Source organism: Glaciibacter superstes DSM 21135, from assembly GCF_000421145.1.
In the GTDB taxonomy this organism is placed as follows: Bacteria; Actinomycetota; Actinomycetes; order Actinomycetales; family Microbacteriaceae; genus Cryobacterium; species Cryobacterium superstes.
On sequence record NZ_ATWH01000003.1, the window covers coordinates 130,964 to 146,146 of the forward strand.

Annotated in this window: 13 protein-coding genes; 8 read left to right on the forward strand and 5 right to left on the reverse strand. The window is 66.5% G+C overall.

Features of this window, described 5'->3' with window-relative positions:
- Positions 1–55 precede the first annotated feature (55 nt).
- Complete coding sequence (locus K323_RS0104960) at positions 56–1,435, reverse strand: M50 family metallopeptidase (RefSeq protein ID WP_022884183.1); 1,380 nt, start codon at positions 1,433–1,435, stop codon at positions 56–58.
- A 134-nt stretch (positions 1,436–1,569) separates the two neighbouring features.
- Here K323_RS0104960 and K323_RS0104965 point away from each other — a divergent pair, with 134 nt between their 5' ends.
- Complete coding sequence (locus K323_RS0104965; RefSeq protein WP_425402263.1) at positions 1,570–2,937, forward strand: serine/threonine-protein kinase; 1,368 nt, start codon at positions 1,570–1,572, stop codon at positions 2,935–2,937.
- The gene (locus K323_RS0104970; RefSeq protein WP_022884185.1) at positions 2,934–3,476 is read left to right on the forward strand and encodes a hypothetical protein; all 543 of its coding nucleotides are present in this window, start codon (positions 2,934–2,936) and stop codon (positions 3,474–3,476) included. Before K323_RS0104965 ends, K323_RS0104970 begins: the two co-directional genes overlap by 4 nt.
- 142 nt (positions 3,477–3,618) lie before the next feature.
- Here the strand turns inward: K323_RS0104970 and dxr are convergent, their stop codons facing one another.
- Positions 3,619–4,698, reverse strand: a complete 1,080-nt coding sequence (gene dxr, locus K323_RS0104975) for a 1-deoxy-D-xylulose-5-phosphate reductoisomerase (RefSeq protein ID WP_022884186.1) — start codon at positions 4,696–4,698, stop codon at positions 3,619–3,621.
- Positions 4,699–4,801: 103 nt separating this feature from the next.
- On the opposite strand from dxr, the gene K323_RS0104980 reads away from it, so the two are divergent.
- Entirely contained in the window at positions 4,802–8,764 is a 3,963-nt protein-coding gene (locus K323_RS0104980; protein WP_022884187.1) for a Pls/PosA family non-ribosomal peptide synthetase, read from the forward strand.
- Positions 8,761–10,104, forward strand: a complete 1,344-nt coding sequence (locus K323_RS0104985; RefSeq protein WP_084697044.1) for a M1 family metallopeptidase — start codon at positions 8,761–8,763, stop codon at positions 10,102–10,104. The genes K323_RS0104980 and K323_RS0104985 overlap by 4 nt, the downstream gene beginning before the upstream one ends.
- Positions 10,105–10,158: 54 nt before the next feature.
- Here the strand turns inward: K323_RS0104985 and K323_RS28760 are convergent, their stop codons facing one another.
- Positions 10,159–10,809, reverse strand: a complete 651-nt coding sequence (locus tag K323_RS28760) for a 4'-phosphopantetheinyl transferase family protein (protein ID WP_022884189.1) — start codon at positions 10,807–10,809, stop codon at positions 10,159–10,161.
- A gap of 178 nt (positions 10,810–10,987) precedes the next feature.
- Here K323_RS28760 and K323_RS0104995 point away from each other — a divergent pair, with 178 nt between their 5' ends.
- Positions 10,988–11,671, forward strand: coding sequence for a lysophospholipid acyltransferase family protein (locus K323_RS0104995; RefSeq protein ID WP_245570930.1), 684 nt, complete (start codon positions 10,988–10,990; stop codon positions 11,669–11,671).
- A gap of 52 nt (positions 11,672–11,723) precedes the next feature.
- Positions 11,724–13,052, forward strand: a complete 1,329-nt coding sequence (gene gabT, locus K323_RS0105000; protein WP_022884191.1) for a 4-aminobutyrate--2-oxoglutarate transaminase — start codon at positions 11,724–11,726, stop codon at positions 13,050–13,052.
- A gap of 82 nt (positions 13,053–13,134) precedes the next feature.
- Here the strand turns inward: gabT and K323_RS0105005 are convergent, their stop codons facing one another.
- On the reverse strand, positions 13,135–13,629 hold the full coding sequence (locus tag K323_RS0105005; protein ID WP_245570923.1) for a CGNR zinc finger domain-containing protein: 495 nt from the start codon (positions 13,627–13,629) through the stop codon (positions 13,135–13,137).
- A 113-nt stretch (positions 13,630–13,742) separates the two neighbouring features.
- On the opposite strand from K323_RS0105005, the gene K323_RS29735 reads away from it, so the two are divergent.
- Together K323_RS29735 and K323_RS29740 are read left to right on the forward strand one after the other, a co-directional pair.
- Positions 13,743–13,994, forward strand: a complete 252-nt coding sequence (locus K323_RS29735; RefSeq protein ID WP_022884193.1) for a hypothetical protein — start codon at positions 13,743–13,745, stop codon at positions 13,992–13,994.
- A gap of 190 nt (positions 13,995–14,184) precedes the next feature.
- Positions 14,185–14,613: a DapH/DapD/GlmU-related protein gene (locus K323_RS29740; RefSeq protein WP_022884194.1), complete on the forward strand. Its 429-nt coding sequence runs from the start codon at positions 14,185–14,187 to the stop codon at positions 14,611–14,613.
- A 4-nt stretch (positions 14,614–14,617) separates the two neighbouring features.
- Here the strand turns inward: K323_RS29740 and K323_RS0105020 are convergent, their stop codons facing one another.
- Positions 14,618–15,091, reverse strand: coding sequence for an OsmC family protein (locus tag K323_RS0105020; RefSeq protein WP_022884195.1), 474 nt, complete (start codon positions 15,089–15,091; stop codon positions 14,618–14,620).
- Positions 15,092–15,183: the final 92 nt, after the last annotated feature.

Consider the following 15,183-nt stretch of genomic DNA (forward strand, 5'->3'; position numbering starts at 1 on the left):
CCGCCGCGTCCACCGCCGGGAGCACGCGTCTACTCCCGAGGGAGTAGACGCTGCCTCAGCCCAAGAGGCTGATGGGCTTCACGATGTCGGCGTAGATGAGCAGCAGGCTCATGCCACCGAGCACAATCACGACGGCGAAGGTCACCGGCATCAGCTTGGCCGTGTCGACCGGCCCAGGCGAGGGCTTCTTGAACAGCTTCGCCCACGCCTTGCGGATGCCTTCCCACAGTGCCCCGGCGACATGGCCACCGTCGAGCGGCATCAGTGGAATGAGGTTGAACACGAGGAGGGCGATGTTGACAGAGGCGAGCAGGCTGAGCATGCTCGCCACCTTCTCCACCACAGGGATGGTGTCGATGCTCGCGATCTCTCCCGCCAGCCGGCCGACGCCCACCACGCTGATGGGACCGTTCGGGTCGCGTTCCCCCGGACCGAACGCCGCGTTGGCGACGTCGATCAAGCGCTGCGGCAGGTTGAGGATGATGTGGACGACCCCGACGATGTTCTCCCCCACCAACGGGAGAACAGCGGATGCCGGCTGCCGAACGAGTTCGCCAGCGGCACCGATCCCGACAAAACCGACCTCGGTAGTGACCTGGTTACCCTCAGCATCCTTCACGATCTGGCCGTCGGCATCCGTCGCGTAACGCTCACTCAGCTTCGGCGTGACGACCAGCGACAGGTCCGTGCCGCCCCGCTCCACCACAACGTCGAGCGGCGTGCCAGGCGATTCGCGGATGATCTCGGTCGACTGAGCCCAGCTGTCGATGGCCGTGCCGTTGATGCTGACCAGGCGATCGCCTGGCTTCAGGCCGGCAGCGGCCCCGGGTGATTCCTCGTCGCCGGCCGCACAGGTCTGCCGCTCACTGGTCGCCGACAGCACACATTCGTTGACGCTGCCGAGGGTCGTCGACACCTGAGCGGTGCCGAAACCCATCAGCAGGATTGCGAACAGCACCACAGCGATGACGAGGTTCATGAACGGTCCGCCGAGCATGACGATGACGCGTTTCCAGACCGGAAGCCGATAGAAGGCGCGGTGGTCTTCTCCGTGGCCGATCGTTTCTGCGCTGGCCTGGCGGGCATCCTCGACCATGGTCGCCAGGGCGCCTGGCTTCTTTTCAGGAGCCCCCTCCTGCACCAGGGTCTGGAAGAAGCCGGTGCTGGCCTCGCGCGCCGCGCCGCCCGGTTTGGCAGGCGCGAACATGCCGATCATCGAGATGTAGCCGCCGAGCGGGATGGCCTTCACGCCGTATTCGGTCTCACCCTTGTGTCGTGACCACAAGGTCGGCCCGAAGCCGATCATGTACTGCGTGACCTTCACCCCGAAGAGTTTGGCCGGAACCAGGTGTCCGATTTCGTGCAGGCCGATCGACAGGGCGAGACCGACGATGACGACGGCGACGCCCAGGATGAACAGCAGCACAGATTCCACAGGGACAGATTAGTCGCATCAAGCTGCGAACCGGCTGGCTACAGGCTATGCGCTTATGCTGGGGCCAATGCCCACTTTCCCGAGGAGGACTCGCCCTGTCAACAGCGAATGAGACCGGACCGATCGGCACTCTGCTGGCCGATCGCTTCCGTGTCGACCGGTTGGTCGGCACGGGCGGGATGGCGGCTGTCTACCAGGCAACGGATACGCTGCTTGGCCGCTCTGTCGCCGTCAAGCTGTTCCGCGCAGACTCAGGCGAAGGGGCAGACCCCGAGCGGCAGCGCGGCGAGGTCACCGTACTTGCCAGTCTCAACCACTTCGCGCTCGTCACGCTCTTCGATGCCGGAATCACCTCGATGAACGGATCGCCGCGTTCCTTCATCGTGATGGAGTACGTCGACGGGTCAGACCTCCGCAGCAAGATCGCGTCAGGCCCGCTTTCCCCAGCGGAAGTCGCGGCCATCGGTGCGGATATTTCAGAGGCCCTTCACTACGTGCATGGCAGGGAAATCATCCACCGTGACGTCAAGCCGGCGAACGTGTTGCTCGCACACGGCGGCATGCACGGCCGCACCACTCACGCCAAGCTCGCGGATTTCGGCATCGCACGCCTCGTCGACGGCAGCAGGCTGACCGCAACCGGCACGCTGCTCGGCACCGCGAACTACCTGAGCCCTGAGCAGGCGCTCGGTTCGGCGATCGGCCCGTCGTCGGATGTCTACTCACTCGGTCTGGTGCTCCTGGAGTGCCTCACCGCAGAACGCAGCTACCCGGGCACCGCAGTGGAGTCGGCGATGGCGAGGCTCCAACGCCAACCGGAGATTCCGGATTCACTCGGCTCAGGCTGGGCAGACGTGCTTGAACGGATGACGCGTCGCGAGCCAGACGAACGGCCGAGCGCCGAGGTCGCCGCGGAGATACTCCGTGGCCTGGCTGCTGGCGTACCCGTGGCGACGGCATCGCCCGGACCGATGACCGGGGCGACCAAGCCGCTTCCTGTCAGCGCAGATTCGGTCGGCGCAGATTCGGTCGGCGCAGATTCGGTCGGCGCAGATTCGGTCGGCGCAGATGTGGTCGGCGCAGGGCAGGCGCCACACTCTACTGACCCCGCTGATCCCACGGCGCCGACCGTCATGCTCGGTGCGATGGCGCCCGCGGACACCGGTATGGCGCCCGCCGCCGGACGGGGCGCCAACGGGGTAGGCGACAGTCGTGGCGGCGACTGGACCGGGACAGCAGCCACGGGAATGGTCACACCGACCTCCACTGGCACACCGATCCCCACTGGCAATACGGCCACTACTGGTCGCCGATCGGCCAGGCGCAGCACGCGCATACTCCTCTGGCTTCTTGCGCTCGTTGTCGTCGCCATTGCCGTCGTGACCGTGTTGTTCGTGCTGCGCCCGACTGCCCCAGAGACACAGCCGCCACCGAGTTATCCGGCGGTCGACGGTCCACTCGGCGAACATCTGCAACAGCTCCAGGAGAGTGTGAACCCATGAGCACGTTCCGCTACCGCATTACCGCTGTCGGCGCCGGGATCCTTCTCATCGCCGCATCCCTCACTGGCTGCGCTCCGACTCCGCCAGCGCTGCAAGCCCAGGCAGCCGAACAGCTCAGGGCCGGTGTGCTCGCGGTCACGACGGCTGCCGCTGCCGGCGATTACGCGGGCGCGCAAACGGCGCTCGGTTCTGTTCAGGCCGACCTGCTTGGGGCCGCGGCGGCCGAGGAGGTGACGTCGGCTCGATCGGCGGAAATCCAGGCCGCCATCAACCTGGTTGGTGCCGATCTGGCGGCGGCCATTGCCGCGGTCACGCCGCCTCCCGCTCCCCCGTCGGACGACGACGATTCCGAGGAGGATGAAGGGAACGGGAACAACGGCAACGGCAAGGGCAACAACGGCAACGGGAATGGCAACGGTGGAAACACGTCGACGCCTGCGCCGCCGCCTGAACCGACGGAAGAACCCACGACGGAACCCACCGAACCGCCGGCGTCCGAGAACCCGGGCGCGGAACCGACGCCCGAAAGCGACGACTGAACGCGTCGCCTGAACGCGTCGCCTGGGCACAACGGCCTCGAATTCCTCGCCGAGCCGTGAGCTGAGCACCTTCTCAGCGCTGGGAAGGTGCTCAGCTCATGGTTCGGCGCAGAGTATCGCGCGGTGCAGGGGCCGCGGGTGGTCAGGAAGCGAGCAGCGCGTCAGCCCTCGTGCGCGCCCACTCTTCGGCGGCGGCGAGCGACTCCAGGCTGAGCGCACCCTCCTGCTCGTGCGCGTCTACCACGCGCCGCACGGTGTCGACGATGGTGAGGAACGGGATGCGCCCGGCGTGGAAGGCGGCAACCGCCTGCTCGTTGGCGGCGTTGAAGACCGCCGGGTATGTGCCGCCGGCCCTTCCGACCTGCTTCGCGAGCGCGACAGCCGGGAATGCAACATCGTCGAGCGGCTCGAAGGTCCATTCCTGAGGAGTGGTCCAGTCGATCGGGTTGCCGACCGCTCCGATGCGATTCGGCCAGTCCAGCCCGAGCGAGATCGGCAGGCGCATGTCGGGCGGCGACGCCTGAGCGATGGTGGACCCGTCGATGAATTCGACCATCGAGTGCACCAGCGACTGCGGGTGCACCACCACGTCGATGCGGTCGTAATCGACGTCGAAGAGCAGGTGCGCCTCGATCACCTCGAGCCCCTTGTTCACCATGGTGGCCGAATTGGTCGTGACGACCAGCCCCATGTCCCAGGTGGGGTGCGCGAGCGCCTGCGCCGGGGTGACATCCGTCATCTGGTCACGGCTGCGCCCTCGAAACGGGCCGCCGGATGCCGTGACAACGAGGCGCCGCACTTCGCGTGGCGTACCGGAGCGCAGCGCCTGGGCGATGGCGGAGTGTTCTGAGTCGACCGGCACGATCTGCCCGGGTGCCGCCAGGGAGGTCACGAGGTCGCCGCCGACGATCAGCGATTCCTTGTTCGCCAGAGCCAGGGTGCGGCCGGCCTTCAGCGCTGCCAACGTCGGACCAAGCCCGACAGACCCGGTGATGCCGTTCAGGACGACATCGGCTTCGACGTCTCGAACCAGTTGCTCAGCCTCTTCCGCCCCGAGCGCCGTGTGCTCAACCCCGAACCGTTCAGCCTGATCGCCCAGGAGTTCGCGGTTTCGCCCTGCGGACAGGCCGACCACGTCGAAACGCGTTGGGTTGGCCCTGATCACGTCGAGGGCTTGTGTTCCGATGGAGCCGGTCGAGCCGAGAATAATGACTGTGCGCACGCTCCCATGCTAGGCGCAACGACAGAACGGCCGTCGTTCACCCGCTGTACATTGAAGCCGCGTAGGCTCCCGCGAGTCCTGCTGTCACGAGAAGATAGGCCATATGACCCCGCACGACCCCGGACTTCTCCTCGCAGGTTCGAGAGCGGCAGAGCCGCGCACCCTCGTCGACATCCTGCGCGCGAGTGCCGCGGCCGATCCGCAGGCATCCGCCTTGGCGGACACCGACGGCGCACTGAGCTATCGCGAGCTTCTTCGGCTGGTGAATTCGGCTGCAGCACAGCTCAGCCTCGCCGGTGTTCGCAGGGGCGACCGGGTGGGGATCCGAATTCCCTCTGGTACCAGGACGCTGTATATCTCGATCCTCGCCACCCTGGTCGCCGGGGCGAGCTATGTGCCCGTGGATGCAGACGATCCAGACGAACGGGCGGAGCTGGTCTTTGGAGAAGCGGATGTTGTCGGCGTGATCGGCGCAGACGGCGTATTGGTGCCACGAACCAGGGCCGATGACGGGCCGCTGGTGCAGCGGGATCCGCCCACCAGCGGCATCCCGACGCTCGGCACTCCGACCGGCACCTTTCCCGTTGTCGACCTGCCCCGGCCAGATGACGACGCCTGGGTGATCTTCACCTCAGGGTCGACGGGCACGCCAAAGGGTGTCGCGGTCACCCACCGTTCTGCGGCGGCTTTCGTCGACGCTGAAACCCGGTTGTTCCTGACAGACGATCCGATCGGCCCTGGCGACAGGGTGCTGGCGGGCCTGTCCGTCGCCTTCGACGCTTCCTGCGAGGAGATGTGGCTCGCCTGGAGGAACGGTGCCTGCCTGGTTCCTGCACCACGATCACTCGTCCACTCTGGAGTCGACCTCGGCCCGTGGCTGATCGCGCACGGCATCACGGTGGTCTCAACAGTCCCCACACTCGCCGGGCTGTGGCCCGTTGAATCGCTGGAACTCGTTCGACTTCTCATCTTCGGAGGCGAAGCCGTGCCGCCTGAGCTCGCCGAACGCCTTGCCGTCGAGGGGCGGGAGGTGTGGAACACCTACGGGCCGACAGAGGCCACCGTCGTCGCCTGCGCCGCCGTGCTCACGGGCGCGCCTCCCGTGCGCATCGGACTGCCGCTGGACGGCTGGGACCTGGCCGTCGTCGATGCGGCCGGCCAGCCGGTTGCTGAGGGCGAGGTCGGCGAGCTGATCATCGGCGGCGTCGGACTCGCCCGCTACCTCGATCCGGAGAAGGATGCCGAGAAGTACGCGGCGATGCCGACCCTCGGCTGGGACCGCGCCTATCGATCAGGTGACCTGGTGAGGTTCGAGGCCGCTGGCCTGGTTTTCATCGGGCGCGCAGACGACCAGGTCAAACTGGGCGGCCGTCGCATCGAGCTCGGTGAGATCGACGCCGCTCTCGGTGCGCTCGCCGGGGTCGGTGGCAGCGCCGCGGTTGTGCAGACCACGCCGGCCGGAAACCAGATCCTGGTCGGGTACATCGCGCCGACCGATCCTGCCGCCGAATTCGATACGGATGCCGCGATGGTCACGCTTCGCTTGGAACTCCCCGCCGCCCTGGTGCCGCTGCTTGCCGTCGTCGACACCATTCCGACACGCACCTCTGGCAAGGTCGACAGGGCTGCCCTGCCGTGGCCGCTGCCTTCCGCAGTCGCTGCCGGCGACGCCGCCGGCCTTCGTGAAAACCTCAGTGACACCGCTGCCTGGCTCGCCGAACACTGGACCGGAATCCTCGGTTCACCGGTGACCGGCGAAGACGACGATTTCTTCGCTCACGGCGGCGGTTCGCTCACGGCTGCCCAACTCGTCTCCGCCATCCGCACCAGGTTCCCTGACACCCGAGTCTCCGACATCTACGACCACCCGCGCATCGGGGCGCTGGCCACCGAGCTCGATTCCCGCGCCCCTGAACCGGAGCAGGAACCGCGCGTCGTCTCCCCCACACCGATGCGCACCCAAATCGTGCAGACCCTCCTCGGAATTCCGTTGCACATCCTGGTCGGTCTGCGCTGGACCGTGTACCTGCTCACAGCCAACAATGTGCTCTCCCTGTTCACACCGGTGCCGTGGGCGCCGACCGTGCCGTGGTGGTGGATTCTGGCGGGATTTGTTCTGTTCATCACCCCGCCCGGCCGCATGGCGGTATCCGTTGTCGCGGCGCGGCTGCTCCTCGGCGGGCTGACACCCGGTGATTACCCGCGAGGCGGGAGTGTGCACCTGCGCCTCTGGCTGGCCGAACAGGTCGCGCACCTGGTCGGCGCCACCAATCTCGCCGGCGCTCCCTGGATCAGCTACTACGCGCGTGCGCTCGGAGCCCGAATCGGCCGCGGCGTCGACCTGCATTCCCTGCCGCCGATCACCGGCATGCTCAAGATCGGAAGCGGCGCCTCGATCGAGCCTGAGGTCGATCTCGCCGGGTACTGGATCGACGGCGACGTGCTGCGCCTCGGTTCTGTGCAGATCGGCGCAGAAGCCACCGTCGGCTCGCGCAGCACCCTCCTGCCGGGAACCAGGGTGGGCAAGGGTGCGGAGATCGCTGCGGGCTCCGCCGTGCACGGACGGGTTCCGGCCGGCCAGCTCTGGGCCGGTTCGCCCGCCGAGCGCATCGGCAAAGCCAAACACGACTGGCCCCTTGAACGCCCGCCGCAGGCTTCACACTGGCTGATTGCCTACGGTGTGGGCTCTGTTGTGCTGTCGATCCTGCCGCTGATCGCTGTCCTGGCCGCTGTACTCGTCATCTGGCCGGGCCTGTCGGCAGCGTCCACACTGGGTGAAGCTGCGCTCCACGCCCTCATTTGGCTCCCCCTGGCGGTGGCGGCCGGCGGTGTGCTGTACGCGCTGCTCGTTGTGGCGTCCGTTCGCCTGCTGGGCATCGGCATCCGCCCAGGCCAGTACCCGGTTCGCAGCCGCATCGGCTGGCAGGTCTGGGCAACGGAGCGCCTGCTCGATTCCGCCCGCACGGTGCTCTTCCCGTTCTACGCCAGCCTGTTCACCCCGGTCTGGCTCCGGCTGCTCGGGGCGAAGGTCGGCAAGGGTGTCGAAGCGTCCACTGTGCTGCTGCTCCCCTCGATGACCACGATCGGCGACTACGCCTTCCTCGCAGACGACACCATGATCGGCTCGTATGAGCTTGGTCACGGGTGGCTGCGCATCGACGAGGCGAAGGTCGGGCGGCGAGCGTTCCTTGGCAACTCCGGAATGACCGGGCCGGGCCGGTCGGTGCCGAAGAACGGCCTGGTCGCGGTACTCTCCGCCACACCGCGCAAGGCGAAGTCCGGCTCGTCGTGGCTCGGAAATCCTCCGGTGCGCCTCCGCAGGGCGGTCGCGGAGTTCGACGAAACCCGAACCTTCAAGCCTCCGATCAGGCTCAAAGCAGCCCGGTTGCTCTGGGAACTGTGCCGGTTCGTTCCCGTTGTCGTCACCGCCGCCATCGGCCTCGGCGTTCTGGTCTGCCTGCAGTGGATGATCGGCGCCTGGGGGGTCGGCTGGGCGATCGCCGCCTCCGGGATCGTCCTTCTCGCGGCGGGCGCAGTGGCCGCGGGTGCGACGACCGTGATGAAGTGGACGCTGGTCGGGCGGATCGCGGTGCGCGAGCATCCGCTGTGGTCGTCGTTCGTCTGGCGAAACGAGGTATCGGATGCCTTCGTCGAGCTGGTTGCAGCGCCCTGGTTCGCCGTAGCCGCGACCGGCACACCCGCCCTCGCCTGGTGGCTGCGTTCCCTCGGCGCCCGAATCGGTCGCGGAGTGTGGAGCGAGTCATACTGGCTTCCCGAAGCCGACCTGATCACGCTCGGCGACGGCGCAACAGTGAACCGGGGCTCTGTCGTGCAGACCCATCTGTTCCACGACCGGGTCATGCAACTCGACACCGTTGAGCTGGCAGCGGGCGGAACGCTCGGCCCGCACAGCGTCATCCTTCCGGCAGCGGCCATCGGTGCGGGCGCCAGCGTCGGCCCGGCGTCGCTGGTGATGCGCGGAGAGGTGGTGCCCCCTTCGAGCCGGTGGGCAGGAAACCCGATTGCGCCGTGGAAGCACGAACCGTGGAATACAGTGGCGAGGTGAAGGCACGCGATCTCATCCCCGAATCCGGTGGAGCGAGTGCCGGCGATGACTATCTCCCCGGCAGTGGGAACAGCGGGTATTCGGTGTCGCACTACGCGCTCGAACTCGACTACCGGATGGCGAGCAACCGACTCACCGGCACGGCCGTCATCACCGCGACCGCGTCGCAGCCGCTCGGTCGGTTCAGCCTCGATCTCACCGGGCTGGTTGCAAGCAAGGTTTCCGTCGACGGGGTGCGGGTGGCGAAAGTAGTCCAGAATACGCAGAAACTCACGATCACCCCCGCCAGGCCGATCGAAGCCGGCGCGTCGTTCATCGTCTCGGTGCGGTACGGCGGCTCCCCCGGTCCGCGAAGAAGCCGGTGGGGAGAGGTCGGCTGGGAGGAACTCGCGGAGGGTGTCATCGTCGCCGGTCAGCCGTGCGGGGCGCCCACCTGGTTTCCCTGCAACGATCATCCTGGCGACAAGGCCACCATGCAGCTCGCGATGACCACCGATTCCCCCTACCGAGTTGTCGCCAACGGCACGCTGGTGTCGCGCACGGTGAGGTCGAGCCGAACCCGTTGGGTCTTCGAGACCACTGAGCCGATGGCCACCTATCTCGCGACAGTGCAGATCGGTTATTACCAGTCGTATGCCCTGCCGCCGGCGCGGATTCCGCAGTATGCGTACATCCCAGAGGATCTCGCCGCCGACTTCGGCGCCGACTTCGGCGGCCAGTCGGCGATGATCGAGGTCTTTGAGAAGCTGTTCGGCGAGTTCCCGTTCAGCGAGTACACCGTGGTGGTGACGGATGACGACCTCGAGATTCCGCTTGAGGCGCACGGTCTGTCTGTCTTCGGTCGCAACCACGTCGACGGGCACCAGGGCGAGGTGCGACTGATCGCGCATGAGCTCGCCCACTCGTGGTTCGGCAACAGCCTCACGGCGGCATCCTGGAAGCACATCTGGCTGCATGAAGGGTTCGCCTGCTACGCCGAGTGGCTGTGGTCTGAGGCGTCTGGTTCGACGAGCGCCGCGCATCTGGCCGAGCACCACTGGACACGGCTGAATGCACTCCCCCAGGACTTCGCGATTGGCGACCCGGGCCCGGATCTCATGTTCGACGACCGGCTATACAAACGAGGTGCACTCACCCTGCACGCGCTCAGGGTGACGATCCGCGACGAGGCGTTCTTCGAGTTGCTGAGAAAGTGGACATTCGAGCACCGCCATGGTTCGGTGACCACCGAGCAGTTCCTTGCCCATGTCAGCGAGTCATCCGACCGGCCAACCGGTCCCCTGCTCGCGGCGTGGCTGTTCGACACCGCGCTGCCCAAATTGCCGCCCAGACGTCGGTAACACTGCCGTCGGTGACACTGCCGTCGGTGACACTGCCGTCGGTGACACTGCCGATCACACGGTCGTGATTCGGATGCGGTACGGCCCCGCATCGAGGATGGCAAGTGCTCCGACGATCCCGCGTGGGAGGTCGAGCATTTCGATCTGCGGCGGCTGGTCAAGCTGCAACGCGACAGGCCACCTGACGAGTCGTACAACTTCGCTGTTCGCGTGCGCAGCGAAGGTGACGGCCAGTTCGGCCGGATCAATGTTCAGCCCCCAGCCAGTGGCCTTCAGTATCGCCTCCTTGACGGTCCAGAGCCTGGCAAGTCGGTCGTTCCTGGCTCCTTCGGGCAGAACGTCCAACGCGGCTTGTTCCAGCGGATGCAGGAGCGCGGCGGCCAGGGGCGCCTTGGCGACGAGGTCTGGGTGTTCGATGTCGAGGCCGATCGGGCCGGCTCTCGTGCCCCCCACCGCAACCCCCACGGCGACCAAGCCGGACGTCCGGCTGAGGCTCGTGTGAACTCCAGCACCGGATTCGACGCCGTCGGCGGTCATGATCCTGACCGACGGCTTGCCGTGTTCCTGGCTGCCGCACCGCAGACAGCGGCGAACGATCTTCACCGCGGCCGGGTCGCAGCCGGTCGCCACGGCGACGGCTTCGGCGAGCGCAGTCTCACCATCGGCAGGGCCGGCCGTCAGAACGATCAGAATGTCACCTGGCACCTGCCCATCATGCCTGCTTCGTATGCCGCGGCTGACATGCCGCCTGAACATACCAACGGATGCATATAACCGGCGCTACAGTCGTACGGTGACAGATTCCCTCGAAGACGGCAATGATGCCGGTGCGGCAGAAGCTCCAAAACGGCCGGGATTCGTCTACTTCCTGGGCTACGGGATCATGGCGCCGATTGCACGGTTGGTCTTCAGGCCAACGATCACCGGCCGGGAGAACATCCCGAAGAACGGCCCGGTCATCCTCGCGAGCAATCATCTGTCGTTCATCGACAGTCTGGTGATTCCCCTCACGGCGCCCCGTCGGGTGCAGTTCCTGGCCAAGAGCACCTACTTCACCGGAACCGGCCCACGGGGCTGGGTGTCCCGCAACTTCTTCACTGCCATCGGCGCTATCGGTGTCGAGCGCGGGGCCGGACAAGCGGCCCAGGTGGCGCTGGACGCCGGCAGACGCGTGCTCGAGTCTGACGGCGCATTCGCGATCTACCCAGAGGGCACGCGCTCGCTCGACGGTCGCCTCTACAGAGGGCGCACCGGAGTGGCCTGGCTTGCCCTCACCACGGGAGCCGTGGTCGTGCCCGTCGGACTCATCGGCACCCAGGAGATCCAGCCGGTCGGCGCGAAGGTCCCGCGCATCCGCAAGGTCACCGTGGCGTTCGGTGAGCCGATCGACGTCAGCGTGCACGGGTCGGCCGAGTCCGGGAAGGCCAGGCGCCTGGCCACGGATGAGATCATGGCCGCGATCCACGCGCTGAGCGGCCAGGAACTGGCCGGCGTCTACAACGAGGCCCCGCCGCAGGGAGCCCTGCAGAAGATCGCCGACCGGGTCTTCCCGCGCGAACGCCGCTGAGTCTGAGGGTGAGCGTGGGTGACGCTCAGGATGCGCGACGTAAGCTGAAGCCATGACTCGTGAGTTCTCCGTCCCCCAGAAGCGCAAGCTCGTCACCGAACTGCCGGGTCCGGCATCCGTCGCCCTGCAGGAGCGCCGCGTACGCGCCGTTTCGCGCGGCGCCGGCACACTGGCCAATATCTATATGGATCACGGTGCGGGCGCCATCCTGGTCGATGTCGACGGCAACCAGCTCATCGATCTCGGCTCCGGCATCGGGGTCATGACCGTCGGCCACGCGCATCCGGATGTCGCTGCCGCAGCAGCAGCGCAGGCCGCGAAGCTCACGCATACCCTGTTCACCGTCACGCCGTACGAGAACTACGTGCGAGTGGCCGAGAAGCTGGCGGAGATCACACCAGGTGACTTCGAGAAACACTCGATTCTCGTCAACTCAGGATCCGAAGCGGTGGAGAACGCGGTGAAGATCGCCCGCAAATACACCGGGCGGCGCGCCATCGTCAGCCTCGACCACGCCTTCCACGGTCGCACCAATCTGACTATGGGAATGACCTACCGGCCCTGGCCGGAGCGGGCAGGCATGGGCCCCGTGCCCGCAGAGCTGTACAGCGTCCCGATCAGCTATCCATACCGCGACGGCCTCAGCGGCGAGGAGGCGGCAGAGAAGACGATCGATTACATCAACACCCACATCGGCGCGAGCGAGATCGCCGCGTTCTTCGTTGAGCCGATCCAGGGCGACGGTGGCATCATCATCCCAGCGCCCGGCTACTTCTCGCGGCTCAGCGAATTCTGCACAGAGAACGGCATCGTCTTCGTCGCCGACGAGATCCAGGCGGGCCTCGCCCGAACGGGCGCGTGGTACTCGATAGAACACCACGGCGTGGTGCCAGACCTGGTCACCTCGGCCAAGGGCATCGCCGGCGGCTTCCCGCTCGCGGCCGTCACCGGCCGGGCGGAGATCATGGATGCCGTGCAGCCGGGAGGCATCGGCGGCACGTTCGGCGGCAACCCGGTGTCGACGGCCGCGGCCCTCGCCGTGTTCGACATCATCGAACGCGAAGGACTCATTGCCGAGGCCCAGCGCATCGAGAAGACACTCCTGGCGCGCATCGGCGACTGGCCAGACCGGTTCTCCGTCGTCGGTGACGTGCGAGGCAAGGGCGCGATGTTCGGCGTCGAGCTGGTGCAGCCTGGCACGAAGAAACCGAACCCTGAGGCTCTGAGCGCGGTGCTCAAGCACGCGACGAGCAACGGTGTCATTCCGCTTGATGCCGGCAGTTGGGACTCCGTACTGCGGATCATGCCGCCGCTCGTCATCTCGGACGAACTGATCGACGACGCGGCATCCGTCATCGAAGAGGCGCTCGCTACCTTCTGAGCGCCCAACCAGGCCGTCGAACCGTGGCAGATCGACCTTCCCGATGCCCGGGAACGTCGATTTCCCACGGTTCGGTGCAGTTTCAGGCCTGCTTGGAGCGGAAACTGCGGGCCTTCGCGCGGTTGCCGCAGACCTCCATGCTGCACCACGCGCGGGATCCGTTGCGGGACAAGTCGTAATATGCCTCGCGGCAGGTGTCGGCCTGGCAGAGCTTCACTCTGCTGATCCGGCCCTGGATGCTCAGTACGACGGTTGCGGCGAGCGCGGCCTCCGCCGCCGTCTCTGAGCTGAGGCACACTCCGCCCGAATCGCACGACGCGCGCAGGGAGACGCTGGGGAGCTGCGGCTGGCCGCCGGTCACCAGCAGCCGGAGGGCGTCGCGAGTCTTGCGCGCCTCATCGAGATCCCCGGCGCTGAGCCCGTGTCGGCTTGCCCAGGCGTCGAGCCCGGCCTGGGTCGCCAACTCGTCGGTAGCCGAGTCGGTGTCGAGGGTGTTCAGGAAGTCGACGAGGAGGTCCTCGTCGCGCTCCTGCGTCAACATCCGGCCATCGCTCGAACTCTTTCCGCCACTTTCCATATAACCATTGTAACCGCTTGAGTGGTTACGATAGGTTATAACCAGTAAAACCGATACACCAGTTACGGCGGCGACGACAAAGCAGACGTGACACCAACGCAGGTGAAGGAATCATGGAATTCTCCGACTACGCCATCCTGAAACTCAACGAAGCGCGCATTGCGGATGCAGAGCGTGCGATCTCCCGCCGCCGCTCGCGGCAGCGGGATGACCCGGCTCCGGCCAGGGCGCGTGACGGCCGCTGGGCGGCTGCCATCCATCGGCTGGCGAACAGTCCGGTTGCACCAGAACGCAGCGCACCGCCCGCCGCTGCGACGGGCAGGACCTCCACCGGCCAGGCAACACTCGGGTGCGCGCCGGCCTGAGTCGAGCCTGACTGGTGCCGGCTGGACTGATGCGGGCCGGGCTGATGTGGGCCGGGCTGATGTGGGCCGGGCTGAACCGAGCGCGATTGATGCGAGCCTCGCCAGACCGGCGCGCTGCGCTGACAGCGAAATAGTGCTGATCGTGGCTGATTTCCGGTATGGAAATCGGCCACGATACGTTTCAGGGGATATGAGCAGGATTTTCGAAGAATGGGAAGAGAGCGACGGCACTGTTGTCAAGTACCGCCGTCATTCCAACGGCAAGGGGCGGATCGCGCCGGGCGCGCAGGTCGACGAGAGCGCGTATGTGGATGCGAGCGCCTACATCGAAGCTGGCGCCAGGGTGGGAAGCCGCGCCAGAATCAGCGCTGGAAGCTGGATCGGCAATGACGTCTCACTGTCGGCCGATGTTGTCGTCGGGAGTAACGTGCGCATCGGCGACCGCACGACAGTAGGGCGCGGTGCGCAGTTCGGCAGTCACACTCGCATCGGTGAAGACTCACAGATCGGTGCGAACGCGCGAGTTCCCGGCGACGTGCAACTGCCCGCCGGCAGCATCGTCAGAGGATCGGGCCTCCAGGATCACCAGCCGGGCAGCCGGTTCGCCAAGGCCGCATAACCACTCAGTCGCTGGCGACAACGGTCTCCGGTTCGTGACCGACAGGGAAATTGACGGATGCCGCGATGAAGCAGTTGCGCTCCGCCTCCTCGTGCAGCGACTGGGCCAACGCAACCTGCGAAGCATCCGTTATCGTGACGCGTGGACGCAGGGTGGCCGACGTGAAACGCCCGCCGGAGCCCGCCTGCTCCATGACGCCCACCGCGTCATCCGTGTAGTCGGTGACCGTGATGCCGTTGGTGACGGCCGCATGCAGGTACGACAACATGTGGCACTGGCTCAGCGCCGCGAGCAGCATCTCCTCCGGGTTCCAGCGTTCTGCGTCACCGTGGAAGGTCGGATCGGCTGAGCCTTCGATGGCGGGTTTGCCCGTCGCCTCGATGCGATGTTCGCGGCCGTACTCCCGGTAGTGGCTGGTTCCGGTACCCCGGTTTCCCGTCCAGGTGACGCGGACGGCGTAATCGTGTGCAGCTTTCATGAGCTCTCCTTCACAATGCGCAGCTTTGAATACGATTCTCGCAGGAAACCGCTTCGCGTCGACCCCAGAGCGATCGGTAAACTGGGGAGACC

Bases quoted from the DNA above. Each gene is read 5' to 3' on its own strand.
- K323_RS0104970 (WP_022884185.1), top strand. From the start codon at position 2,934: ATGAGCACGTTCCGCTACCGCATTACCGCTGTCGGCGCCGGGATCCTT.
- K323_RS0104980 (WP_022884187.1), top strand. From the start codon at position 4,802: ATGACCCCGCACGACCCCGGACTTCTCCTCGCAGGTTCGAGAGCGGCA.
- K323_RS0104995 (WP_245570930.1), top strand. From the start codon at position 10,988: ATGGCGCCGATTGCACGGTTGGTCTTCAGGCCAACGATCACCGGCCGG.
- gabT (WP_022884191.1), top strand. From the start codon at position 11,724: ATGACTCGTGAGTTCTCCGTCCCCCAGAAGCGCAAGCTCGTCACCGAA.
- K323_RS0105005 (WP_245570923.1), bottom strand. From the start codon at position 13,629: ATGGAAAGTGGCGGAAAGAGTTCGAGCGATGGCCGGATGTTGACGCAG.
- K323_RS29735 (WP_022884193.1), top strand. From the start codon at position 13,743: ATGGAATTCTCCGACTACGCCATCCTGAAACTCAACGAAGCGCGCATT.
- K323_RS29740 (WP_022884194.1), top strand. From the start codon at position 14,185: ATGAGCAGGATTTTCGAAGAATGGGAAGAGAGCGACGGCACTGTTGTC.
- K323_RS0105020 (WP_022884195.1), bottom strand. From the start codon at position 15,091: ATGAAAGCTGCACACGATTACGCCGTCCGCGTCACCTGGACGGGAAAC.